19 protein-coding genes are annotated in these 25,430 nt (G+C 59.7%); 6 read left to right on the top strand and 13 right to left on the bottom strand.

Annotated features, from left to right (window positions below; all coding sequences use genetic code 11):
• Positions 1-213 precede the first annotated feature (213 nt).
• The 4 genes from ACSMDR_RS17210 to ACSMDR_RS17195 form a co-directional block, all read right to left on the bottom strand.
• Entirely contained in the window at positions 214-459 is a 246-nt protein-coding gene (locus ACSMDR_RS17210; RefSeq protein ID WP_436469026.1) for a DUF1272 domain-containing protein, read from the bottom strand.
• 109 nt (positions 460-568) lie between these two features.
• The gene (locus tag ACSMDR_RS17205) at positions 569-1,108 is read right to left on the bottom strand and encodes a DUF4823 domain-containing protein (RefSeq protein ID WP_436469025.1); all 540 of its coding nucleotides are present in this window, start codon (positions 1,106-1,108) and stop codon (positions 569-571) included.
• Positions 1,105-1,521, bottom strand: a complete 417-nt coding sequence (locus ACSMDR_RS17200) for a VOC family protein (protein ID WP_436469024.1) — start codon at positions 1,519-1,521, stop codon at positions 1,105-1,107. The genes ACSMDR_RS17205 and ACSMDR_RS17200 overlap by 4 nt, the downstream gene beginning before the upstream one ends.
• A 114-nt stretch (positions 1,522-1,635) precedes the next feature.
• The gene (locus ACSMDR_RS17195) at positions 1,636-2,103 is read right to left on the bottom strand and encodes a hypothetical protein (protein ID WP_436469023.1); all 468 of its coding nucleotides are present in this window, start codon (positions 2,101-2,103) and stop codon (positions 1,636-1,638) included.
• Between the two features lie 153 nt (positions 2,104-2,256).
• On the opposite strand from ACSMDR_RS17195, the gene ACSMDR_RS17190 reads away from it, so the two are divergent.
• Both ACSMDR_RS17190 and ACSMDR_RS17185 read left to right on the top strand, forming a co-directional pair.
• Entirely contained in the window at positions 2,257-5,400 is a 3,144-nt protein-coding gene (locus ACSMDR_RS17190) for a DEAD/DEAH box helicase (RefSeq protein ID WP_436469350.1), read from the top strand.
• A gap of 295 nt (positions 5,401-5,695) precedes the next feature.
• Positions 5,696-7,774, top strand: coding sequence for a putative bifunctional diguanylate cyclase/phosphodiesterase (locus ACSMDR_RS17185; protein WP_436469022.1), 2,079 nt, complete (start codon positions 5,696-5,698; stop codon positions 7,772-7,774).
• A 159-nt stretch (positions 7,775-7,933) separates the two neighbouring features.
• Here ACSMDR_RS17185 and speA read toward each other — a convergent pair whose 3' ends face one another.
• Positions 7,934-9,838: a biosynthetic arginine decarboxylase gene (gene speA, locus ACSMDR_RS17180; protein ID WP_005899817.1), complete on the bottom strand. Its 1,905-nt coding sequence runs from the start codon at positions 9,836-9,838 to the stop codon at positions 7,934-7,936.
• Positions 9,839-10,729: 891 nt separating this feature from the next.
• On the opposite strand from speA, the gene pepT reads away from it, so the two are divergent.
• Both pepT and olsF read left to right on the top strand, forming a co-directional pair.
• Complete coding sequence (gene pepT / locus ACSMDR_RS17175) at positions 10,730-11,953, top strand: peptidase T (protein ID WP_436469021.1); 1,224 nt, start codon at positions 10,730-10,732, stop codon at positions 11,951-11,953.
• 150 nt (positions 11,954-12,103) lie between these two features.
• Positions 12,104-13,861, top strand: coding sequence for a bifunctional ornithine lipid synthase OlsF (olsF, locus tag ACSMDR_RS17170; RefSeq protein WP_436469349.1), 1,758 nt, complete (start codon positions 12,104-12,106; stop codon positions 13,859-13,861).
• Between the two features lie 69 nt (positions 13,862-13,930).
• Here olsF and ACSMDR_RS17165 read toward each other — a convergent pair whose 3' ends face one another.
• The 4 genes from ACSMDR_RS17165 to ACSMDR_RS17150 form a co-directional block, all read right to left on the bottom strand.
• A complete protein-coding gene (locus tag ACSMDR_RS17165) occupies positions 13,931-14,242 on the bottom strand; it encodes an Rdx family protein (protein WP_436469020.1) in 312 nt (103 codons plus the stop codon).
• Between the two features lie 86 nt (positions 14,243-14,328).
• Entirely contained in the window at positions 14,329-15,450 is a 1,122-nt protein-coding gene (locus tag ACSMDR_RS17160) for an adenosylhomocysteinase (protein WP_436469019.1), read from the bottom strand.
• Between the two features lie 211 nt (positions 15,451-15,661).
• Positions 15,662-16,399: a hypothetical protein gene (locus ACSMDR_RS17155; protein ID WP_436469018.1), complete on the bottom strand. Its 738-nt coding sequence runs from the start codon at positions 16,397-16,399 to the stop codon at positions 15,662-15,664.
• Positions 16,399-16,959, bottom strand: a complete 561-nt coding sequence (locus ACSMDR_RS17150; RefSeq protein WP_005908089.1) for a YceI family protein — start codon at positions 16,957-16,959, stop codon at positions 16,399-16,401. Before ACSMDR_RS17150 ends, ACSMDR_RS17155 begins: the two co-directional genes overlap by 1 nt.
• A gap of 108 nt (positions 16,960-17,067) precedes the next feature.
• On the opposite strand from ACSMDR_RS17150, the gene ACSMDR_RS17145 reads away from it, so the two are divergent.
• Complete coding sequence (locus ACSMDR_RS17145) at positions 17,068-17,973, top strand: LysR family transcriptional regulator (protein ID WP_436469017.1); 906 nt, start codon at positions 17,068-17,070, stop codon at positions 17,971-17,973.
• A 56-nt stretch (positions 17,974-18,029) separates the two neighbouring features.
• Here ACSMDR_RS17145 and ACSMDR_RS17140 read toward each other — a convergent pair whose 3' ends face one another.
• Positions 18,030-18,434, bottom strand: a complete 405-nt coding sequence (locus tag ACSMDR_RS17140; protein WP_040319362.1) for a hypothetical protein — start codon at positions 18,432-18,434, stop codon at positions 18,030-18,032.
• Positions 18,435-18,500: 66 nt separating this feature from the next.
• Between ACSMDR_RS17140 and ACSMDR_RS17135 the strand changes: the two genes are divergently transcribed.
• Positions 18,501-20,240 (top strand): formate--tetrahydrofolate ligase, encoded by a 1,740-nt coding sequence (locus ACSMDR_RS17135; protein WP_436469016.1) that lies wholly within the window; start codon positions 18,501-18,503, stop codon positions 20,238-20,240.
• A 136-nt stretch (positions 20,241-20,376) separates the two neighbouring features.
• Here ACSMDR_RS17135 and ACSMDR_RS17130 read toward each other — a convergent pair whose 3' ends face one another.
• From ACSMDR_RS17130 to folE, 3 genes are all read right to left on the bottom strand, one after another.
• The gene (locus ACSMDR_RS17130; protein ID WP_436469015.1) at positions 20,377-22,464 is read right to left on the bottom strand and encodes a methyl-accepting chemotaxis protein; all 2,088 of its coding nucleotides are present in this window, start codon (positions 22,462-22,464) and stop codon (positions 20,377-20,379) included.
• Positions 22,465-22,740: 276 nt separating this feature from the next.
• A complete protein-coding gene (locus tag ACSMDR_RS17125; protein ID WP_436469014.1) occupies positions 22,741-24,396 on the bottom strand; it encodes a methyl-accepting chemotaxis protein in 1,656 nt (551 codons plus the stop codon).
• A 317-nt stretch (positions 24,397-24,713) separates the two neighbouring features.
• Entirely contained in the window at positions 24,714-25,370 is a 657-nt protein-coding gene (gene folE, locus ACSMDR_RS17120) for a GTP cyclohydrolase I FolE (RefSeq protein ID WP_040319108.1), read from the bottom strand.
• Positions 25,371-25,430: the final 60 nt, after the last annotated feature.

Genomic DNA, 25,430 nt, shown 5'->3' with positions numbered 1-25,430 from the left:
GCCGGATAAAATGAACAATGCGGCAGCCCAAGGGCTGCCGCATTGGCTTGTCGCAATATCCTGCCTCAAGAGTGTCGACTCTCTCTTTCTCATTCCACCGATGGGCGATGACGAACCGGATCTTCCACAGACAGAGCAGATTCCATCCATCTCGGCAGTTCTGCCCAACCCATTCCTCCGCCTGCGGCGACAACCAGGGCCCCCAAGTAGTCTCTATCCTTTGGCGCAGCCAGCGGCCTTGAGCACTCGCAGGCTGGAAGCAGGATCGTTAAGCAGTCGTGCCGCCGGGCGGATCGGACGCGCCACCAGATTGCCACCACAGTTGGGGCAGATCCCCCCCAGATGCTGCGCGGCACAATCGATGCAAAAGGTACATTCATAGCTGCAAATAAGCGCCTGCTCCGACTCAGGGGGCAGATCCCGATCACAGCACTCGCAGTTGGGTCTCAATTCCAGCATCTCGACTCCGCCCCCATTGAGGCTCATTGGTTATAAAGACTGGCCTCTCCCTGTTCCATCGCAGGCCATGGCGCAGAGGAGGGTGCCTTGAATTGGCGAAGGCATGCCCTCAGAACAGGCTGTTTGCAAATGCTTCAAGGGGAGCAGACAAGAGATCCTGGGGATGCTCGGCCCCCGGGGTGGCGAGGCCGCTCTGCCCCTCAATCGAAGCGAAACGCAGCGTCCTGGCACTGGCCACCTCGATCAGGGTCAGCTTGACGGTCACCTTGTCGGGACTCGTCTCTCCCGCGCTGCCCCTGTCTTCCCAGTGAAGGATCTCAGGATAACAGATCAGCTCATACCCTCCCTGACGAGCAGTGACCAGGGCCTCATTCACGCTCTCTGGCTGACTGGCCAAGTCGACCCGAGCCAGTCGCCTGCGCAGCGGCGCCGCGATGGCCTGACTTAGCATCAGACCCGAGCCCGGATAGTGGTACTCGCCATAGGCAGCGTCCGTGGCGAGCGCGATATAGAGGCTCTGCCCGGCCTGGAGCTTGGGCGACGACTGCGCCGGGGCGAGCCGAAGCTCATGACTCGCACACCCGGCAAGCAGCGCGGCACCCCATACCAGGGCCAACCAGCCCCCTAACTTGCGGGTTATCGGTTTCATCGGCACTCCTTGCCATCACTATGGCGATGCCCCCCTTCCTGGAGATGCGGATAGACGCTCACCTCGATCAGGTTGGCATCGGGGTCGAGGAAATAGACAGAGCTTATCTCTCCCATGGCGCCGGACTTGACAACCGGTCCCTCGATCAGCGGGATCCCCTGCTCACGCAGATGGCGCATCACCTCATCAAGGGGCCAGTGGCTGATGAGACAGAGATCCCCCGCCCCCACCTGCGCCCGGTTACGCGGCTCCTGCCCCAGCAGTTGCAAGTTGATCTTCTGGTTGCCAAAACGCAGGGCCCGTCGCCCGGCACCAAAGGTGATGGCCTCCATATTGAGCACAGCGCGGTAAAACGCGACGGACCGCTCTATGTCACTCACCGTCAATACCAGATGGTCAATATGGCTGATCATCGCTTCGTCTCGCTTCTGTAGTGAGCCATTCCCTTACCCCTGCCATTATCAAAAGCAACTGTGCCATAGCACCTGCTGTCAGAGAGTTGCCTCAGTATGGCACCCTAGTTCCATTCACCGAATGGCGGAACAAGTCTGATCACGCCGAGCAAGTAAGGTTTCATCCTCACTGTCCATGGCTGCCAGAATGGCCTGATTACAGGCGCGCTCCGCCAGCTTGGCCGGACTCTGCTTAGCATCGCCAATCTCGGCGATCATCGGCCGATAACGGATGGCCGCCGAGCAGTACATGGTGCGAAATTTGGGCAGTTGCCAGCTGCTATCATCCTGCCGGGTCATATCATCGCAGAGCGTCTGAAACAGAGCCGCCGCCTTGACCGTGCACTGACTGAAGCGCCGCACATCTTGCTCGTAGGGACGGCAGACGCTTTTGGGTTGGATCTGCCAGAACTGGAAGGCAAAGGGCACCTGCTCTCCCTCATATTCCACCACCAGCGTCTTGGCCTCGGTGCCATAGATATCCGTCACCTGCTGCTGCACCAAGTTGAGATAAGCCGAAAAAAGATAGGAAACCGGATCCATCACCACCTCCCTGTGGTTGCTACTGCCGAGCTGTATCACGAAAACCGGGGCGATTTTCAAACGAGTAACAGGCGACAACAGCTTACTGATTTGGTTGGAAAAAATGATACTCTTCTCGCCCCCCTCATGTACAACGTTCAAGGCCAGTGTGCGATGCAACAATGCGGTATTTATGAACAACTCATTACTCAACTGCTGACATCTCGACTCGACCGCGAGCGCTTTTACGTAGGGGAACGCCAGCTTGAACCTGTCGAAGCGGCAGTTTGGTTATCCAGATTTCTGAGCCGGGTTTTGGAATATGCTGTGGGTTCGGTAACTGGAGAGGATCAGCTGCAACGGCAGATTGAGCTGGCTAACCAGTTATTGCTTTGGCTAAAGGATCGCACCCAAGACCCAGACTTTATTGGCGAGAACCTCATCGATAGTCAGGGGAAAATTCTGACTGCGCTCTACCAGTTGGATAACCCCATCTCCGCCAATTTAAAGCAATATACCGAGGATATTTTCCCTCTGACCGGTCTGACACAAAGTGAGCTGTTCTGCGGTAGCAATGCGGGTTTGTCGATGGAGTCGGAGATTAAACGGGAGATATTATCTGCAGATAGCATCTGCTGGCTGGTCTCATTTATCAAATGGGCAGGTATCCGTATTTTCCGTCATGAGCTGGAAGAGTTCACTCGCAGCGGCCGTCAATTAAAAGTAATTACTACCTCTTACATGGGGGCAACCGATGCCAAGGCAGTCGAATTTTTAGCCAACCTACCCAACACCGAAGTCAAACTCAGCTACAACACCCAGCGCGAGCGGTTGCATGCCAAGAGCTATCTCTTTTGCCGAAATACCGGCTTTCATACCGGCTATATAGGTTCATCCAACCTCTCTCATTCAGCCCTCACCAGTGGCTTGGAGTGGAACCTAAAAATCACCTCGCAAGAGATCCCGCATATTATCGAGAAATCCCTGAGAACCTTTGAAACCTATTGGGAATCTGATGATTTTGAGCTGTTTGATGGCAGGCTCGAAAGCCGTACAAAATTACAGCATGCGCTGCAAGAGGCCCGTGGCGATGGTAACAAAAATAACCCTGCCTATTTCTTTGATATCACGCCGTTTCTCCATCAACAGGAGATCCTTGAGCAATTGGCGATGGAGCGTGCTTTACACCAGCGCTTTCGTAACTTGGTGGTGGCGGCCACCGGTACAGGGAAAACCCTGATCTCCGCCTTTGATTTTGCTCGTTTCCTGAAAACCAAACCCGACGCCAAGTTCCTGTTTGTCGCCCACAAAGAGGAGATCTTGCGCCAAGCATTGGCCTCGTACCGCGGAGTGCTCAAGCAATCCAATTTTGGCGAACTCTTGGTCGGCGGCGCTGTACCGACCCACTACCGTCAGCTGTTTGCCTCAGTGCAATCCTTGAATAACCAGCTGGCGAATTTGCGTCTTAGCCCAAATTATTTCGATTACATCGTCATCGATGAGGTTCACCATATTGCGGCGGCCAGTTATCGTGGTTTGCTCGCAGCCTTTGATCCTCACATTCTGTTGGGATTGACCGCAACGCCAGAGCGCCATGATGGCGGTGATATTCTTGCGGACTTTTGTGGTGTCATCGCAGCAGAAATCCGCTTGCCCGAGGCCATCAATCGTCGCCATCTCTGTCCGTTCCAATATTTTGGTATCGATGATGATACTGACTTGCGCCAAGTGACTTGGAAAAATGGTCGTTATGACATTAGTGAGCTCACCAATATCTATACCCACAATCAGCAGCGGGTACAGAAGATAGTCCAGAACCTCTATGAGATCGTCACTGATATTACCAAGATCAAAGCGCTGGCATTTTGTGTGAGCCGTGAACACGCTGATTTTATGTGCAAGGCATTTTTATTGAAGGGCATCAAGGCTGACATCCTCACCAGCGATAACCGAGACGAGCGCCATAGCAAACAACAAGATTTGCGTACCGGCGTTATCAATATTCTCTGCGTGGTGGACATCTTCAACGAAGGTGTTGATATCCCGGAAGTCGATACCTTGCTGTTTTTAAGACCAACGGAAAGCCTCACCATTTTCTTGCAGCAATTAGGGCGGGGCCTGCGGCTGGCGCACGATAAAGAGTGCTGCACCGTGTTGGATTTTGTTGGCAATGCTCGCGCAGAGTATGATTTTGCCCAGAAATTCCGGGCTCTGGTGGGTAAAACCAATAAGGCGATCAACCACGAAATCAAACAGGGCTTTCCCCATGCCCCATTGGGTTGCCGCATCGAACTCTCAAAACAGACCCAAGAGTTAATTCTGAGCAATATCAAGAAGGCGACTCTCAATACCGCGCGCCTCATGGGCCTGATCCGCCGTTTCTCACAGGATTGCGATTTACCGCTGACACTGGCGAACTTCTTGAAGTTCTACCCTCACATCAGCCTTGAGGAGATCTACAAGCGAGGTAACTGGAGCGCCTTGGTCAAACAGGCCCACAACCATACCGTTTCTGAAATGAGCGATGAGAAGCTGTCGACCCTCTACACCCGGGCTATCAGAACCCGCCTGTTGGGCTGCGATGCGCTCCATTACTTGAACTTCTTACAAACCTTGGTGGCAGACGCCTTTACCTTAACGGCCGAGCACGATGAACGCATGGCCTTGATGTGCCATTACGACTTCTGGCAACAGAGCGGCCCCAACGCAGGTTTTAGCTCCTTGGCACAAGGCCTGAAACAACTCAATCAACCAGCGTTAAGGGCCGAGCTGGCAGATCTGTTGCCCATGCTTATCAACCGGGTGCAACACGAGCAACGGTCCATGCCTCACCTTCCCGGCAATCCGCTACAACTGCATGCCCGATATGCCAGAGAGCAGGTGCTAGTTGGCTTTGGCGCGACCACCTTCGCGCAACAACCGACTGCTCGCGAAGGGGTGTATGTCATCGCAGAGCAAAATATCGAGTTGTTGTTTGTGACTCTGAATAAAACTGAGCAGCACTTCTCCCCCACCACCCGTTATCACGACTACGCCATCAACGAGTCGCTGTTTCATTGGCAAAGCCAAAACAGCGCTCGCCCCGAGCGGGGTAAGGGTCTGAGTTACATAAACCACAGAGCAGAAGGTAAGCGCTTGTTTCTGTTCGTCCGCGAGCAGAGCAAAGATGAATTTGGCCGTACCCTTGGCTTCGTGAACTTTGGCGAGGTGGAGTACGTGTCTTATAGTGGCAGCCAACCGATGAACATTAAATGGCGTCTCACTACCCCGATGCCGCCCTTTATGTGGAAAGACGCTGCCAAATTGGCGGTTGGCTAGAGAGTGTCATTTCGTTATGCCCCACAGATGGCATGGAGGATATAGGCATAACTTCGAACTGGTCATTCCCTGATTTTCAAGTGGGGGCAATGTGGAACCCAAGTCCGGATAAAGTGCAGGGGGAAGCTGAGAAAATGGATAAATTCAGTCTCGACAAGCAGATCTAAGACCTATTTTGGCACTTATATCAGACCGACTTATGACGGCTCTGGTGTACAATCGCCGGCCAATTTTGCCAGATTACCTTTGCCGTGGCTCAGGCCGGCGATTCATCCCAGGGTTATTAGAAGTGCTTATGACGCCTCCCATGCTCGACAGTTATTACAGCCAGGATCTGGTGTTCTTCTCCATCCTGGTTGCCGTACTCGCCTCTTATACCGCCTTGAACATGACGAGCCGGGTCAGCCAGAGCCAGGGGCGGGCGGCGGCCCTCTGGCTCACGGGGGGGGCCTTCGCCATGGGGTTTGGCATCTGGTCCATGCATTTCATCGGCATGCTGGCCTTCAAACTGCCCATCGCCCTCGGTTACGATCTCACCCTGACTGGCCTCTCCTTCATCGCGGCCGTGGGTTCCTCCGCCTTCGCACTCTGGCTGGTGAGCCGCGCCACCCTGCCCTTGAGCCATATTGCAGGCGGCGCCCTGCTGATGGGATTGGGCATCGCGGCCATGCACTATATCGGCATGGCGGCCATGATGATTACGCCCGGCATTCACTATCTGCCGGGTCTCTTTGCGCTCTCCATCCTCATCGCCGTACTGGCCTCCGGCGCCGCGCTCTGGATAGCCTTTCGCCTGCGCGATCGCACCCAGCGCGCCTTCTTCAGCAAGGCACTGGCCTCTCTGGTGATGGGCGCCGCCATCATCGGCATGCACTACACCGGCATGGCGGCGGCCGAGTTCCCGATCGGCAGCCTCTGTGGCGCCCTCTATACCGGGCTGGATGCCCAGTGGCTGGCCCTGGTGGTCATAGTCGTGACCCTGACGGTGTTTGCCGTCGCCCTCATTCTCTCCATGCTGGATGTGCAAAATGCCCGCCTCTCCTCCTCCTTGCACCAGGCTCACGACGAGCTGGTCAAGCTGGCGCTCCATGACAGCTTGACCCGCCTGCCAAACCGCTTGCTGTTTGCCGACCGGCTGGCGCAGAGCATCAAGCGCTGTCAGCATAGTCGGCAGCGCTTCGCCCTGCTGTTCCTCGACCTGGACGGCTTCAAGATCATCAATGATGCCCACGGCCACCACACCGGCGATCTGCTGCTGCTCGAGGTGACTGAGCGCATCAAGGGGTTGCTCGGCAGCAGCGACACCGCCTCGCGCTTTGGAGGGGACGAGTTCTTGCTGGCTCTGGCGCCGGGGGACATGGCCCAGACCCGCTTGTTTGCCGAGCGACTGCTGGCCGAGATAGCCAGACCCTATCAGCTCGAACATCACAGCCTCCATATCACGGTCAGCATAGGCATCGCCATCTACCCCGATGATGGCACCAGCCTGCACGAACTGACCCTCAACGCCGATGCGGCCATGTATTACGCCAAAGAGCGGGGGCGCAACGACTACTACTTCTTCGACAGCGCCATGAACGCCAATGCCCACCAGCAGTTCCTGTTGCAACAGGATCTGGGCTACGCCCTGGAGCGGGGCGAGCTGGCGCTCCATTATCAACCCAAATACGGAGCCCAGGATGGCCGGGTGGTCGGCGTCGAGGCACTGCTGCGCTGGCAGCACCCGGTCCATGGCGCCATCTCCCCCGCCAGCTTTTTGCCGCTGGCGGAGAAGACCCGGCTCATCATTCCCATCGGCAACTGGGTCATCGATGAAGCCTGTCGCCAGATGCGTGTCTGGCTGGCGGCGGGCCATGATCAGTGGAGTCTGGCGGTAAACCTCTCCACCATACAGCTGGCCAGCCCGGGACTGCTGGGGGTGGTCGAAGAGGCCCTGCACCGTCATCGGTTGGAGGCTCATCACCTGACCCTGGAGATCACCGAGTCCACCGCCATGGAGAATGCCGAGGAGAGTCTGCTCATTCTCAACCGGTTGGCGGAGCTGGGGGTCAAAATATCCATCGATGACTTCGGCACCGGTTACTCCAGCCTGCTCTACCTCAAACGCTTCCCGGCCAATGAGCTCAAAATTGACAAGGGGTTTGTTACCTCCCTCGGCCAGACGGGAGAGGATGCCGCCATCGTCAGCGCCATCATCGCCCTCGGCCACACCCTGGGGATGCGCATAGTGGCGGAAGGGGTAGAGACTGCGCAGCAGCGGGCCCTGCTGGTCCGGCTTGGCTGCGACACCCTGCAGGGCTATCTGCTCGGTCGCCCCATGCCTGCCGATAACTTGCTGGCCCACTGCACCGGCCACGAAGCCTTGCCGGCCTGAGGCTGGCCCCTTGTCCAGACTCGCAACCACGGATCCGCTGCTTGCAGCTTGCTGTGCCATGGGCCAAGTGTTCAGATCATAAAAAAACGGCGCCCAAAGGCGCCGTTTTTTTCATTCCCGTCTTTTTGTTTCCACCGACGGGGCGAACAAACCAGAGGCTTATTCGTCTTCCAGGTAGGCATAACCTTGCAGACCCAGATCCAGCTCGTCGAGCAGGGCCTTGCGGGTCTCGTCATCCAGGGCTGGATGAGAGGCGATGCGCTGATAGCTCTCGCGAATGACGGAAGGATCTATGTTGACGTAACGCAACAGCTGCTCGACGGTATCACCGCGCACCACGTTGCGGATGTCCATCTTGCCTTCGTCGTCCAGCCAGACTTCCGCGCAGTGGGTATCACCGAACAGGTTGTGCAGATCCCCCAGGATCTCCTGGTAGGCACCGACCAGGAAGAAGCCGACATGGCACTCTTCATGCTCGCCATATTCCGGCATCGGCAGCGTGCTCTCCACCCCCAGGCCATCCACATAGTGTTCAACCTGACCGTCGGAATCGCAGGTGATATCCATCAGGATACCGCGGCGGCTCAACGGGCGATCCAGGCCAGCCAGCGGCATCACCGGGAACACCTGACCAATCCCCCAGGCATCGGGCAACGACTGGAACAGGGAGAAGTTGGCGAAACACTTGTCGGCCAGTTTCTCATTCAGGTCATCGGCCAGGGCACGGTGGCTGCGGTTGACCGGATTGAGCTTCTCTTTGAGCTTGAGACAGGTGTTCTGATGCAAGGTTTCGGCCCAGGCGCGCTGCTCCAGATTGAGCATACCCATGGTGTACTGGGCGTTGACGTCGGTCAGATCAGCAAGGGAGTCATGGAACAGCTCCAGCAGCGAGGGATCTTCCTCGTGGTTGAGCTCCTGCCACCCTTTCCACATGTTCTGCAGCAGGGTTGGTGCATCCGCATCAGGCGCATGAACCTCGCTCATCTCGGCCCCTTCGGCGCCAATGATGTTGGTGACCAGCACGGCATGGTGGGCGGTCAGTGCCCGGCCAGATTCGCTGATGATGGTCGGGTGCGGCAGGTCGAACTCACGACAGACATCGCCTATGCCCCACACCACGTTGTTGGCGTACTCGGACAGGCTGTAGTTGGCGGAGCAGTGGCTCTGGGAGCGCGTGCCCTCGTAATCCACACCCAGACCACCGCCCACATCGACCACGTCGATATCGGCGCCCAGACGACGCAGCTCGGCGTAGAAACGGCCGCACTCGCGGATGCCGCCCTGGATGTCACGGATATTGGCAATCTGCGAGCCCAGGTGGAAGTGCAACAGCTGCAAGCAGTCAAGCTGGCCCAGGCCGCGCAGACGCTCGACCAATGCCAGGATCTGGGAGGCGGAGAGACCGAACTTGGACATGGCGCCGCCGCTCGATTCCCACATGCCGGAACCGGTGGAGGCCAGACGGGCACGCACACCTATGTTCGGCTTGATGTTGAGGCGCTTGGCTTCATCGAGCACCAACTCCAGCTCGGAGGGCTTCTCGACCACTATGTAGACCTTGTGGCCCATCAGGTTGCCGAGCAAGGCGTGGCGCACGTATTCACGGTCTTTGTAACCGTTGCAGACGATGACGGAACCGCGATCGTGGTGATGAGACAGGACGGCCAGCAACTCGGGCTTGGAGCCCGCTTCCAGACCCAGACGCGGTTTGTCGCTGTAAGATTGGCTGATGGTTTCGATGACGCGGCGCTGCTGGTTTACCTTGATCGGGTAAACACAGAGGTAGTCGCCCTCATAACCGGACTTCTCGATGGCCTGACCAAAGGCGTTGAACAGGGCATCGACCCGGCTCTTGAGAATGTCGGGGAAACGCAGCAGCACAGGGGTGGTCAAGCCGGATTGACGCAGCTGTTCGATGGCGTCAGACAGCACTATCTGCGCCTCTGGGCGAGTCTTGTCGGGCGAAACGGTCACGTGACCGGCGTCGTTGATATTGAAGAAACCCGCCCCCCAGTAGGGAACGTTGTAAACCTTCAAGGAGTCCTTGCTGGACCAGTTAGTCATGGGCTATGCCTCGCAAATGAGCGGCGTGAAGCCGCCTTCGTTACCCTCAATCACATCCAGACCATTTGCGGCGAGCCAAGGCTGCCTGGTGGATTTTGGGAAGTAACGAGTCTTGATGTGGGGCTTGTGGCTTTACATCAAGCTCAACGGTATGCGGCGCTGGGTGTCAGCTCCGCGGTACTTTGATGGCGCGCAGCATCAGCCACGCCGCGGCTCATCATGGCCTGGCAGTCACAACACCTTGGGAGGAGGATTTCAAGGAAGAGAGGAACGAGGCGTCATCGCAAACGCGAGCACATGACGACAAGATACCGCAGCGCACATTTCCATCCACGACCGCCCATGACAAGGGGATGATGATGAGCCCAAGGGCCCACTCGGTCGCCTGAATGGCCAAAATGCCTGCTGTTCTCCCTGATATCGGAACCTAACCGATATAAAAGAAATCCAATCCCTGCAGTGTCTGTCGTGTCTGCATGCCTCGCCCTATAGGCGGTCGAACTCAAGGGGGATGGGCGGCCTAGCCTGCCCTGGGTTACCCCTTGGATCGGCGCGGAGTTTACACACTTCTGCGCCGGGCTGACAATAAAAAATCTTGTTAAATTTTCGCTTTTTTGAGGCGATCTCAATCTCGCTGCCAGCCAAGCCAGCTCTGGGGTTGGCCTCTGTTGCCCTCCCCCCGTGCCCTGGGGGTTTTTCAACCCCGCGCCCCTGGTACTTTCTCCCGTTTTTAGCACAGGGGTTGCAGGCGGTTTCGCACGACAACCCCTGACCCCTGCTCGATGACCAGGAGCCCATGACGGGGTTAGTCACCAAAAAACTGCGCTGACGCAAGGTGAGGCATCAGGGCTCGGCAGACAATGGGGATTCATCTTCTGTCGAGGCCGTCCCATGGACCAGCTGCTGTCCCGCTTTCTGCACTATCTGAGCTTTCATACCCGATCCAACGCCAACAGCCCCCTCTGCCCGAGCAGCCCGGGCCAACGGCAGTTCGCCCTCGCCTTGCAGCGTGAATTGCAGGCCATGGGCCTGAGCCAGGTGATCCTGGATGAGAACGGCTACCTCACCGCCTGCCTGCCCGGCAATCAACCAGGCGCCCCCGCCATCGGCCTTATCGCCCATATGGACACCGCCGATTACGAGGCCGAGCGGGTCAATCCCCAGCTCATCGAAAACTACCAGGGCGGTGATATCTGCCTGGGCAAGGGGGACGAGGTGCTGAGCACTCGCGAGCACCCCTGCCTCAAGCGTTATCTGGGGCAGGATCTCATCACCACGGATGGCACTACCCTGCTGGGCGCCGATGACAAGGCCGGCATCGCCGAAATCATCACGGCGGTGGCGCGGCTGATGGCAGCCCCGGTCTCGCGCCGAGGAGATCTCTGGCTGGGGTTCACGCCGGACGAAGAGATAGGCCGCGGCGCCGATCTGTTCCCCCTTGCCCGCTTTCCGGCTCGTTGGGCCTACACGGTAGATGGTGGCGAGGTGGGGGAGCTCGAATACGAGAACTTCAATGCCGCCAGCGCCACGGTGCGATTCACCGGCAACAACGTCCATCCGGGCACGGCCAAGGACCAGCTTATCAACAGTCAAACCCTGGCTGCGCGCTTTCACGCCGCCATGCCCCCCGAGCAAACGCCGGAGGCCACCGACGGCTATCAGGGCTTCTTCCACCTGGCACAAATGAGCGGCACCGTGGAGCAGAGCGAGCTGCACTATCTCATTCGCGACTTTGATGATGAGGGCTTTGCCGCTCGCAAGGCCCTGCTCGCCGAGCGCGTCGCAGCCCTGCAGATAGCGGCGCCGGGGGCGCGCATCGACCTCGCTATCCGGGACAGTTATCGCAACATGAAGCAACAGATAGCGCCGCACATGCACATCGTCGAGCTGGCCAGGGCCGCCATGCAGGCGGTGGAGGTGACCCCCAAGATAAAGCCCATTCGCGGTGGCACCGATGGCGCCCGCCTCTCCTTCATGGGCTTGCCCTGCCCCAACCTCTTTACCGGCGGCCACAACTTCCATGGCAAACATGAGTTCATCCCGCTGCAATCCATGGAAAAAGCGGTGCAGACCCTGGTCGCCCTGGTGCATCTGAGCGCCAAATACCAGGAGTGACGCAGCGGGAGTGGCCTGGAGCCGGAATCTGCCCAGCCGCCAGGCTCTCCCACCGCCTGCCGCCCCTTGCCATCAAACTGTCACGGGGCTGCCACGGGGCGGGAACAGAGCGGCGCCATGCTGGGGAAGAACCACAGCCGGAGCCACCCCATGTTCAGCGTCGATGCCATTCTCAGCCAGCACTTTCCCCGCCTCAATCTGCCGGGGCCGGCCCGCCGCGCCCTCAAGTGGTTGTTGCGCGAGCGCGACTTTCAGCAATTCGCCGCCCAGTACCCCCATCTCAAGGGGCTGGATTTCGTCGAACAGGCGCTCTGCCAGCTCGATTTCGATTATCACGTCAGCGAGGCCCAGCTCGAGAACATCCCGGCCGAGGGCCGGGTCATACTGGTGGCCAATCACCCCATCGGCTCCCTCGATGGTCTGGCGCTGCTACGCCTGCTCGGCCGCATTCGCCCGGACGTGAAGATAGTGGCCAACCGCTTGCTGGCCAGCCTGCCCCCCCTGCAATCCCTGCTGCTGCCGGTAGACAACCTGGGGGGCAAGACCGATCGCAGGGCCATACTCGCCATGGGAGAGCATCTGGCCAAGGGGGGCGCCATCATCATATTCCCGGCCGGTGAGGTGTCGCGTCTCGGCCTCAGGGGCATCAAGGATGGTCCCTGGCAGGGGGGATTTATCAAGTTGGCCAAGCGCACCCAGAGCCCGCTGGTGCCCATCCATCTGGGAGCGCGCAACGGCTTGGGCTTTTACCTCGGCTCCTGGCTCAACAAATCCTGGGCAGGCCTGTTGCTGGCCGCCCAGCTATTTCGCCAGCAAGGGGGGCGCATGACCATCACCATAGGGCAACGCATCCCACCCCACGCCTTCGAGGCGCTGCCAGCCAAGCCTGGGGCCAAACTGGTGCGCGAGCATCTCTATCGCATCGGCCTTGGCAAGCAGGGTCGCCTCGCCACCGAGGCGCCGATCGCGCTGCCGGGAGACAGGGCAAGACTCAAGCAGGCGATGGAGGCTTGTGAGCCCCTCGGTCAGACCCCGGATGGGCAGCGGATCTATCTCTATCGCCGCCGTGAGCAGAGCCACTCCGAGATACTGCGCGAACTCGGCCGATTGCGGGAGATCGCCTTTCGGGCCGTGGGGGAAGGGTCGGGGCGACGCCGGGATCTGGACGGTTTTGATGATGATTACCATCACCTCATTCTCTGGGATCCGACCCGGCTCGACATCATAGGTGCCTATCGCTTCGCCCCTGTGCGCGAGATCCTGGCCAGCAAGGGGCTGGCCGGTCTCTACAGTCATACGCTGTTTGGGTTCGAACCGGCGTTGCTGCCTCAGCTGGATCAGGCCATCGAGCTCGGCCGCAGCTTTATCCAGCCCGCCTATTGGGGCAAGCGCGGACTGGATTATCTCTGGTTCGGCATAGGTGCCTACCTGGCCCGCTACCCCCACTACCGCTACCTGTTTGGCCCCGTCTCTATCTCCGGCAGCCTGCCGCCCCAGGGGCGGGATCTGCTGGTGAGTTTCTATCGCCAGCACTTCGCCCCCGCGCAGGGTGGCGAGCTGGGGCCTCTTGCCCCCTCGCGCCGCCCCTACCCGGCCACGGATAACCATTTCGCGGGGCTGGAGTACGGGACAGCCCTGACCGAGCTAAAATCCCGGCTTGGCAACCTGGGCTGCGCCATTCCCACCCTCTACAAGCAATATTCCGAGCTGTGTGAGCCGGGCGGGGTAACCTTCATGGATTTCGGCATAGACCCGGCATTCAACCACTGCATCGATGGCCTGGTCTGGGTCGATGTCAGTCGGATCAAGCCCCACAAGCGGGCGCGCTATATAGACAGTCAATCCCTTGAAAAGCCACCCATTGAAAACCTGCATGCGGCGCCCAACGCCGCGCGAGGCAACCCCTGATCGTCCGTGACGGGCTGACCAGCAAAGAGGGAGGCCATGGCCTCCCTCTTTGCATGCCACCCACCGCCATCATTCACTGGCGAGTTTGCGATCCGAATGGCCGAGGTCGCGCTCAGGGGCGATGATGTCACGCACCCGCTGCTTGATCTCCTTGGCCTCGGGGAAGCCCTCATCCGCCACTCTGTCCCACACCTGCACGCCATTCACCAGGATACGAAACTCCCCCTTGCTGGCGGGTACCAGGGCCACCTCACCGAGATCGCTGTCGAAGGTGGAGAGCAGCTCCTGGGCCAGCCAGGCGGCCCGCAGCATCCAGCGGCACAGGGTGCAGTAGCGGATCTCGATCCGCGGTTTGGGTAAAGAGGACGATAACTCTGTCATTGGATCACTCCCTGAACATCGGTTTGCCCGTGGCGGGCACTGTGTCACTCATCAGGCCTGGCCGTGGCCCGTGCTTAACGAGAAGCCTATTGGCTGACCCCATGAAAATCGGCCAGCCAGTGGCGAGCAATATTACGCATCAGATCCGGCGGCAGATCCCGCAACCCGGGCACCATGGGAAACTCGGCCAGCAACCGCATCCCCTCCATGATCTCTGCCAGAACCAGGTAGACATAGTCCCCTATCACGGCGCCATGAACGAAGTTGACCGCCTCGCCGCGATTGAGCAGAAAGATGACGCTCTCATCGGGACGAGTCAGTGCCAGCACGTGGGGGCACACCTCCTCGCTCGGCCAGGGCAGTTGCGCCAGGCAGAAGGCAAACTCGTCATCGGCCGAGGTGACCGAGGCCAGCATGGCGCCGGGACGCAGCGCCTCGAGATCGGTCAGATTGAGAGAACCATTGCCGGTGGAGCAGACCACCAGCTCAGCCCGGGACAGGGCTTGCTGCTTGTCCACCAGCCGAAAGCCGTGGGAGAGCGCCTCCACCTGGCGCAGTTCATCGGTCTCGACCACATCCAGATGCAGATTGCGGCAGCGCAGCTCGCGGGCGATGCTGCGTCCCACCTTGCCATAGCCGAACAGGGCAGCCTGGCAGACATTGAAGGTGCGATTGAGGGTGCGGGCCAGGGATTCGGCGGAATAGACCACGCTCAGCCCAATCTGGATATCCTCGGCCTGTTTGAGGGGACTGCGCGCCACCGAGAGCACGGGCGCGGACAGCGGTTCCAACTCATAGCGCTGATGACCATTTTCCGTCATCTCCACCACGCCGAGGAAGCGGGGACCGAAAAACTCGGCGAGCTGAGCCTGGGTCCGAGCGAAATAGCCGCCGATGTCCAGAATGATCAATCGCTCATGGGCCGCCACCAGGGGGGCGAGCTGAGCGAGCACCTGCTGAGGGCAGTTACTCCAGTGACGGTTGAGTTCCAACACGGGAAAGTGCTGGTGGGCCCACGCCAGGGTGGGACCATGGACAGACTTGGGTTTGGGCAATATGGCGCCAATACGGCCAATCTGGGCCAGTGCCTGAATGAAGTGGGGCCGATCAGGCAGTAAATGAGTCACCAGTACGATGCAGAGTCCATCTATGGCTCCCTGCTGAATAAAATGGCGAAAAAACAGATGCTCAGATCCTTGACTGCGCAACTGTGGCCTCCTTAGCACGCCGCAAACTGCAGGCAAACAGAAACCCGGCCTTGCCGGGTTTCTGTCAGTGTCCAAATTAGATATAAAGCCTTTTTATCCCAAACGCGATTGAGGCTCAATCTTTATCGGACAAAACTATGCGCCAAGTGGCAATACTGTTCTTAATTGCCTGTTTTACAAACATTAATTGCCATCTTTAATCGAAAAACCCTCAGTAGAGAGACGCCTCTGGCCAGACGAACCACAGGCTGAGCCCGGTACCGATGGCGGCCAGGGCGATGAGCAAGGCCCAACGCACCGGCAGGGAGCGCGATCTCAATAGCCACTCGAGCACAGGCAGCAACCAGACTGGCAACAGGGCCAGCAGCGGCACCTCCACATATTGCCAGGCCAGCATCTGCATGAAGGCCAACGCCAACCCCAGCGGCGCCACCGGCCCCTTGAAGCCGGTCAGGCTGGTCAGCAGCGCCCGCAGCCCGGCAAAGGCGGCCAGGGCGCCAGCAAGCTGGGCGATGAGCAGACTGCCATCGATACCGATGACCAGTGCCAACCAGATGAAGGCCAGGGTGAAGCCCAACCCTTCTCGGCTATCCCCATGGTGATGAGTCCAGCCGAGCCAGAGGAGCGCGGCCAGCAGCGCGGCCCAGAGTTCGGGCACGCCCTGGATAAGGCTGGCGAATCCCAGCCACCAGATGAGGGCACCAAGCAGGGCGAACAGGCCCAGCCCGAGCCAGCGGTTGGGCAACTGGCTGGCCAGCGCCACCGCCGCCAAGGTCAGCGGCAGCCACTGCCAGGCTTTGACCGGCAAGAGATAAGTACCGCCCACCAGAGCGCCCACCAGCCAGAGCGCCAGTGCGCCCCACAGATAGCCGAGCCGTGGCCAGCGCCAGGATAACAAAGCGGCCCCCAGAGGGGCCGCCAGTGTCTGCAGCAGGAGTGCAGCGCCCATTAGCGACGCACGCCTTCGACGAACAGCTTGATCTTCATCTCGTCAGGGATGTTCGGCAGCATGTAATTCACCCCGAAATCGCTGCGCTTGATGGTGGTCACCGCGTTGAAACCGCTGCGATAACCGCCCCAGGGATCCTTGCCTTCACCGATCTTGACCAGATCGAAAGCCACATCCTTGGTGACACCGTGCAGGGTCAGGGAGCCTTTGAGAACCCCTTTATCCTTGGTGCCCTCATAGGCGGTGCTGACGAAGCTCAGCTTGGGATACTGCTTAACATCCAGGAAATCCGGGCTGCGCAGGTGCTTGTCACGGGCCTCGTGGTTGGAGTCCACGCTGGCGGCATCCACCTCGAAGCTGGCCTTGGCGGCAGTCGGGTTGGCATCGTCCATGGCAAAGGTGCCGCTGAAGGTATTGAAACGGCCAACCAGCTCGGAGAAACCAAGGTGGCCCACCTCAAATTGCACCGTGGTGTGCGCTGGATCCACGTCATACTCGGCGGCCATCAGTGGCATCGCCATCAGCAGGCTGGAAGCCAGCAGCATCTTGGTCATCTTCATGTCTCGTTCCTTCATGGGTGGATTCATTAGCATTTGCAAGATACTAACCCACCATGAGAGAGTGATAATCAGTGATTTATTAAAATAATTATTTACTGAGAGTTAACAATGGACCAGATAGCCGCCATGCGTACCTTCATCAAGGTGGTGGAGTGCCAGAGCTTCACCAGGGCCGCCGCCCAGCTTGGCATCTCGGTCGCCATGACCTCCAAGTTGATGCAGCAGCTCGAAGAGTCCCTCTCCACCCGGCTGCTGTCGCGCACTACCAGGCAGGTCAATCCGACCGAAGCGGGTCAGTTTTACTACCAGCGCTCCCTGGCGCTGCTGGCCGAACTGGAAGAGACCCACAGTCAGCTGACCCATAACAACCAGCAACCCCAGGGCACCCTCAAGCTGGCGGTACCCATGGATTTTGGTTACTTGCATCTGGCCCCTGCCCTGCCGCGATTTCGCGAGCGCTTTCCCGAGCTCAAGCTGGAAATAGAGTACAGCGACAGGCGCGTGGCGCTGGTAGAGGAAGGTTTCGATCTGGCGCTGCGTATCGGCAATTTGCCGGACTCCTCCCTGGTGGCTCGGCCTCTGGCAAACATGCGGCTCGAAGTGTGCGCAAGTCCCGGCTACCTGGCCAGACACGGCACACCCCAGCAACCGGAAGACCTCAAGGAGCATGACTGCCTCATCTACACCCTGACCCAACCGGACTGGGTGATGCACAGGGGGGATGAGCGCCAGAGCGTGCGCCCCCAGGGGCCGCTCAGAGCCAACAATGGGGTGGCCCTGACCCGGGCAGCTTGTGATGATCAGGGCATCATATTGCAGCCCACCTTCATCGTCGGTGAGGCGCTGCGCGAAGGGAAACTGGTGTCGCTGCTGCCCGAATGGGACAAGGGAGAGGTGGGGCTGTATGCCCTCTATCCACACCGGCGCTTTGTATCAGCCAAGGTGCGCTGTTTCATCGAGTTCGTACAGGAGCGCTATCTGGCTCCCCATTATTGGGATAATGGCACGCCCTGACGACAGGGCACGGCCACCGTTGTGATGAGAGGGCAAAGGGCCTCGCCCCACACAGGCTAGATGGCGTCGTCCGCCAGCCTGGCCTGCAACTGCACCCCTTCGCATTCGAGCTGCCAGCGCGGCAGGCGGGTGCGGATCTGGGTCAGCTGCTCGGCCTTGAGGACATAGGGCAAGGCCACCGTCAGGGCACGGCAATCATGGAGGGCGGCGATCTGCAGCATCAGGATCAGGTTTGCCTCGTCACGGCGATTGCGATTGATGCGCCGCTCCACGTCGAAGCGAAAATGCTGCTCGGGATCTCCCGTCATCGCCTGCCAGCCGAAGCCGAACATCGGCATGACGGCACTGATGATGCCAAGGGCGGTCAGGGGGCGCTTGGGCGGGTGGTAGAGGACATTGAGGTCGAAGGCGACCGGCTCCTGCATGGGCACGCGATCCCGGGATAAAATATTATTACTCATTGGCCTGACCTCTTGGTTCCTCTAGACTCCCTGACATAGTCGAACTCCTATGCCAACGAGGTGCTGATGCTAAGCGATATCGAGATCTCCCGCCAGTCCCCCCGCCTGCCTGCGACCCTCCTCGCCGAACGCCTCGGCATCGATCCCGCCCATCTCTCGCCTCAGGGCCATCACATGGCCAAGCTGGACCCGGCCTTGCTGGGTCAGGGCAAGCCGCGCGCCGGCAAGCTGGTCCTGGTCAGTGCCATCACCCCGACTCCCCTTGGCGAGGGCAAGACGGTGACCACGATCGGGCTCGCCATGGGACTCAACAAACTGGGCGAATCTTGCATCGCCACCCTGCGCCAGCCGAGCCTTGGCCCGGTATTCGGGGTCAAGGGGGGCGCCGCCGGAGGTGGTTTTGCACAAGTGGTGCCGATGGAGGCGATGAACCTGCACCTGACCGGCGACTTTCATGCCATCAGCGCCGCCCATAACCTGGCCGCCGCCGCCCTGGATGCCCGCCTGTTCCATGAGCGCAGACTCGGCGACCAGTTCACTGCCACGACGGGTCTGGCACGGCTCGAGATTGATCCGGCCAGGATCCTGTGGCCCCGCACCCTGGATATCAATGACAGGGCCCTGCGTCACATCACCGTAGGCCTCGGCGGCGAACTAGATGGTGTCCCCCGCGCCGACAGCTTCGTCATTACCGCCGCCTCCGAGCTGATGGCCATTTTGGCCCTGGCTCGGGATTTACGGGATCTGCGCGCCCGCATCGGCCGCATCCAGCTCGCCCTCAATGACCAGGGCGAGCCCATCACCGCCGAGCAGCTCGAAGTGGCCGGGGCCATGACGGTGCTGCTCAAGGAGGCGCTCAAGCCCACCCTGATGCAAACCACGGAGCAGACTCCTGTGCTGGTCCATGCCGGGCCCTTTGCCAATATCGCCCACGGCAACTCGTCAGTGATAGCCGACCGCCTCGCCCTGCATCTGGCCGACTATGTGGTGACCGAGGCGGGTTTTGGCTCCGACATGGGGTTGGAGAAGTTCTTCAACATCAAGTGCCGTCAATCCGGGCTTGCCGCCGATGCCGTGGTGCTGGTCGCAACCGTCCGTGGCCTCAAGGCCAACAGCGGCCAGGTCAATCTCATCCCGGGCCAGCCACTGCCCGCCAGCTTGCAGCAAGAGGATCTGCCGACCCTGCAACTGGGCTGCGCCAACCTGGTCTGGCACATCCACAATGCTCGCCGCTACGGCGTGCCCGTGGTGGTGGCGCTCAACCGCTTCCCAAGCGACAGCGAGGCTGAACTGGAGATGGTGCTCGCCGCCGCCAGAGCCGCAGGGGCTGAGGCTGCCCTCTCCCAGGCCTTCACCCAGGGCGGTGCCGGGGCCACCGAGCTTGCCAGGGCCGTGGTGATGGCCTGCCAGCAGACCAAACCGCCGGTGGGAGAGTCCCAGCGCCTCTATCCTGACACCCTGCCTCTGGCCGCCAAGCTCGCTACCCTGGTCGAGTGCGGTTATGGCGGGCGCGGCATCCTGCTGTCCGAGCAGGCCAAGGCCCAGCTCGCAGCCCTGTCGGCGGCAGGCTGGGATCACCTGCCGGTTTGCATCGCCAAGACGCCGCTCTCCCTCAGCCATGACCCCAGCCTGAAGGGGGTGCCCACCGACTTCGAACTGCCCATCCGGTCGCTGACCCTGTGCGCAGGAGCCGGTTTCGTCTATGCCCTGGCGGGTCCGGTCATGACGATGCCGGGGCTCGGCACCTTGCCTGCCTATCGACAGATCGATATCGATGAGAGTGGTGACATTGTGGGATTGAGTTGATGACGCAGGCCCCGGCTCCACTATCGACACATCGACAGCGTTGCAAAGGGTGACATCATCGGATCAAGCGGACTCATCCCCCACATGAAAGACCCCGCCAATCGGCGGGGTCTTTCACTGGCGTCAGGGCCATCAATCAGTAGTGGAAACGCCCCAGCTTGGTCATCACCGCCTCGGTCAGGCCGTGCATCTGCCGACTCTGGGCGTCCTGCTCCCTGGCCACCTGGGCCCCGGCCGTCGCCACCTCATGAATGCTGCTGACATTGAGGCTTATCTCCTCGCTCACCTTGGACTGCTGCTCGGCGGCGCTGGCTATCTGGGCCGCCATGTCCTGAATCCGGTCCGCCGCCACCACTATGGTCGCCAGCTCCTGCACCGCCTGCTCGGCATCTTGCAAGGCCAGCGAGCTGAGGTGGCGCCCCTCGGCCATGGTGCCAACGGCCGCACTGGTGGTCTCCCGCAAGCTATTGATCATCTGCTGTATCTCCTGGGTCGAGGCTTGCGTCCTGGATGCCAGGGTACGCACCTCGTCGGCCACCACCGCAAAGCCACGCCCCTGTTCACCAGCTCGGGCCGCTTCGATGGCCGCATTGAGCGCCAGCAGGTTGGTCTGCTCGGAGATGTTGCGGATCACATCCAAAATGGTGCCAATCTGCACCCCCTGTTGCTGCAAGGCGGTGATCTTCTCCGACACCTCCTCCACCTGCCCGCTCAGTTGACGAATGCCGTTGGCCGAAGCACTTACCACCTGTTGGCCCTTGTGCACGGCCTGACGGGTTTCGTCCACCGCCTGGGCCGTGATCTGGGCGCTGCTGGCGACCGAATCCGCCGTGGAGGACATCTCGTGGATGGCGGCAGCCACCAATTCGACCTGCTCGAGCTGATGGCGACTGTTGTTCAGGCCCTGCTGGGCCTGGCGGGCCGAACTCGCGGCCGCCTGCTGCAACTCCTGCACACTGGCGGCGGTATCGGTCACTATGCCTTGCACTGTGGCGACAAACTGATTGATCCCCTCGGCCAAGGCCCCCGTCTCGTCGCGTCTGTCCTGGCGCAATCGCTGGGTCAAATCGCCACCGGCACTGGAGAGGCGTGCCACCATGCGAGCCGTCTCCTGCACCGGCCTTGAGATGGAACCCGCCGCAAACGCGAGGCAGAGCAATCCCACCCCCGCCACCAGCATACCTACCATCAACTGAGTCCAAATGCCCTTGCCAAAGGCCTGGGCCCGCGCCTGCGCCATCAGCTCATATTCGGCGTAGAGGGCGCTGTTGGGTACCTCGATGGCAATCCCCCAGGCCTGCTTGACCTTGTTGAGCCTGATGGGTGCGAAGACGCTCAACTGGTCGCCACTCTCCTCGCTGCCGGCCTGGCCTGCTTGCTGCTGGGCCAGCAGGATCGGGTCCTGCACTCGACGACCTATGCCGCTTCCGTCACGCGAGTCGGCGGCAATGATGCCCATGGGGCTGATGATACGCACCCTCCCCTGACCATCGAACACCCGCTGACTGATGTTAAGGGCGATCTGCTGCAGATAGTTGAGCGAGTAGTCGATCCCCACCATGCCCAGGTATTGATCCCCGTTGAGCACTGGGACGACGAAGGAGGTGAGCAGGGTCGGTTGACCGTTGACCTGATAGACCGAGGGGTCGACTGCACAGGTGGCTTTGTTCTGCTGCGGGCACAGATACCATTCGGAGGCCCGGATCCCGGTCTCGCTCGGTGTCTTGCTATAGAAATCGCCCAGAGGCTTCAAGCTAAAGCCTGCGGGACCACGGCTCCAATAGGGGGCGAAGTTGCCAGAAGCCTGGCTGTGCCGGCCATTGTCGACATGGCTTTCATCCTGGCCGTCGAAGCGGTTGGCCTCCCAGCCGCTGTAGATGCTGAGAAAATCCGGGTTGCGATCGCCAATGTCCTTGAGCAGGGCCGTGACCTCGTCCCGGTTCAGGGGCTCAGGCTGCTGGACATTGCCCGCCAGCAGCGCCGCCAGGGTTTCTCCTGCATCCAGCGCCAGCTCGAAGGAGCGCGCCACCTCGTTCGCCTGACCATCCGCCAGAGTCAGCAACCACTGGCTGGCCTGCTGCCGGGCACTGGTATGGCTCTCCTGCTGGATCTTCTCCTGCAAGCTGGCCAGTGACAGATAGCTGTAACCCACGACGCTGAGGACAGTGGCCAGCAAGATGCAACCGGCAAAGAACATAACCTGGTGTTTGATTGAACGAAACATAACGAAAGCGACGCCTCCTGGGCAAAGAATCAGGGATCATAAGGGGTTGCGGCAGCAACGGTAACCAGCACGGCTTAAATTAATCACCGTTTTGTGAGCGAATTCGAACATTTGCATGCCGCAGCGATAAAATCACACCAAACAGAATCTATCGAGTCTTGGCATAAGGCGTGTTCAAGGCATGCATTAGGGCGCCACAAGCTGTATTGCAAGCCGGGCAAACAACAAGGCCCCGCCAATGAACGGGGCCTTGTTGCTGAAAAGTGCCATCAGGGATTAGAGGGTGAAACGCTGAGTCATATGATGCAGGGAGGTGGCCAGCTTGCTCAGCTCGACACAAGCCTGGGCCGTCTGCTGGGCGCCCAGGGCATTCTCGTCGGCGGCATTGTGGATGTTGACTATGTTGCGGTTGAGCTCCTCGGTCACCGCATTTTGCTCTTCGGTCGCGGTGGCGATCAGGGTATTCATGTCGCTTATCTCGGTCACTGCGCCATTGATGATGTCTATGCTGGTGCCCGCATCCCGTGCCAGACCGACACTCGATTGCATCTGATGACGACTAAGCTGCATGGCATTGCCCGCCTCGGCGGCGCGGCTTTGCAGCAATTCGATCATCTTGCTTATCTCGGCAGTGGAATCCTGAGTGCGCTGGGCCAGGGAGCGTACCTCGTCGGCCACCACCGCAAAGCCACGGCCTTGTTCGCCGGCCCGGGCCGCTTCGATGGCCGCATTGAGCGCCAGCAGGTTGGTCTGGCCGGCGATGTCGCGAATGACGTCCAGCACCATGCTGATGTTGGCGCTGTCGGCCTCCAACTGCGCCACCACGGCGCCAGCCTGTTCAATTTTGACCGACACCTCTTCGATGCTGCCGATGGCGCTGCGCACCACCTGGCTACCCTCGGCCGAGGTGCGCGAGGCCCCCTTGGCGGCGCTCATGGCATCCGTGGTGTTGCGTGCCACCTCAACGACGGTGGATTGCATCTCGTTCATGGCGGTTGCCACCTGGGAGACTTCGTTCTGCTGGCGAGCCATGCCGCTGGCAGATTGTTCGGAGATGGCACTCACCTCTTCCACCGCACTGCTGAGCTGACTGACCGAGCTGGATATCTCGCTCACCAGGTTCGCCAACGCCCCCTGCATCTGGTTGATGGCAGAACCAAGCTGGCCCAGTTCATCCCGGTTGAAGCGCTTGTCCTGGATCCAGGTTTGCAGTTCGCCCTTGCCCAGATCGCCACTGGCGATGCGTTGCGCCTGACGCACCAGCATGATGAGTGGATCGCGGATCTGGCCAGTCAGCACCACAGAGAGCACGACCACCAGCACCATTGCAATGCCCAAGGCAATGGTCACGCTCAGATTGGCTGACTTGTAAGAGGCAACAACGTCCGCACGAGAATCGCTGGCATAGCCATGGTTGATCTGGATGAGATCGGCGACCGATTTATTGAGCGCGGTATAGAGCGGGATCCCTTCTGCCAGAAAGATGCGTTGGGCGTCGGCCATCTGATTGCTGTCTTGCAGCTGCTTGACGCGCTGGTAAAGCGCCGCATAACGATCCCAGTCCGATTTGACCGTGTCGAAAGTGCGGCGTTCGGCCACATCCTCAGCCCAGATGGTCTTGTCATGCGCTGCGATTTGCTGCGAGACCTTGCTGAGATTGCTGTCGGAGATGTCACGATAGTGAGCTCTTTTCTGCGGGTCAGCGGCAACCACGAAGTAGCCCAGCTCATAACGGCGCAGCTCGCTGATGGAATCACCAATCGCACTGGTTCGATTCACGGCAGGGAGGATGCTGTCGGTAAAGCGGATGGCAACATCATTCATGTTGCCAAACTGGACAAGAGCAAAGCCGCCGATAAAGGCGACCATCAAGCCGAGCACGGCAAAGCTGGCAGTGAGCTTCTTGCCTATCGTCATGGTACTGGTCTTCATGGTGTGTCCTGGATGTGGAAAACAGTTGGGTTAGTCCGGTTTACGCCCTCCTGGCGTCTCTCCTCTCGACCACACTCCCTGGTCACTCATCCTTGGCTGCGCAACGCTCCATGACCTGACGCAAACAGGTATGCCGCCTTTCCCCGCCCAGACTCCCCAAGGGGATCAGATGCAAGGCAGTCAAGGCCCATGCTGGCTATATCGACCAGAACGGCCAATACCTTAACGCTGATTGACATAAGGGGAACGCCGCAGTGTGCGGAACAATGCAGGGGATAAGGGGGAAGAGAGGCATGCCGACGGGCATGCCGTGCCACTTAACGTTTGAGACCGGCCAGGAACTCGGCGCGGGTATCTGGCTGGGTCTTGAAGACGCCGCCAAGGGAGGTGGTGGTGGTATAAGAGGTTGAATCCATCACGCCACGCGCCTTCACACAATAGTGGGTGGCGGCAATGCTGATGGCCACATCCTTGGTACCTAGCAGCGTCTGCAGTGCCAGCAATATCTGCTGGGTCAGGCGCTCTTGTACCTGAGGGCGGCGGGCGAAGAACTGCACGATGCGGTTGATCTTCGACAGGCCAATCACCTTGCCACGGGGTATGTAGGCAACATGGGCAAGACCATCGATGGTGACGAAGTGGTGCTCGCAGGTGCTGGTCAAGCTGATGTCCTTGACCATGATCATTTCGTCCACCTTCATCTTGTTCTCGATGACGGTCACCTTGGGGAAGCTGGTGTAGTCGAGGCCGGAAAAAATCTCGTTCACATACATCTTGGCGATGCGATGGGGAGTCTCGGCCAGGCTATCATCGGCCAAATCCAGGCCAAGCGTCTCCATGATGGCACGCATGTGGCCCTCGATACTTTCCTTTTTCTGCTGGTTGCTCAAGGAGTTGGCGACCAAGGGGGTCTCCAGTCCTTCGGCCTCGAGGGCCGCTCTGACCAGCATGGCTTCCTGGCTTAAGCTCATCATCTTGTCTCTCTCCCACACAGAGGGAATATTATGGCCCACAGGGTTTGTGGCGGCATAGTA

The organism is Aeromonas molluscorum, assembly GCF_051376105.1.
Lineage (GTDB): Bacteria > Pseudomonadota > Gammaproteobacteria > Enterobacterales > Aeromonadaceae > Aeromonas > Aeromonas molluscorum.
This window is presented reverse-complemented; position numbering and strand designations above follow the sequence as displayed.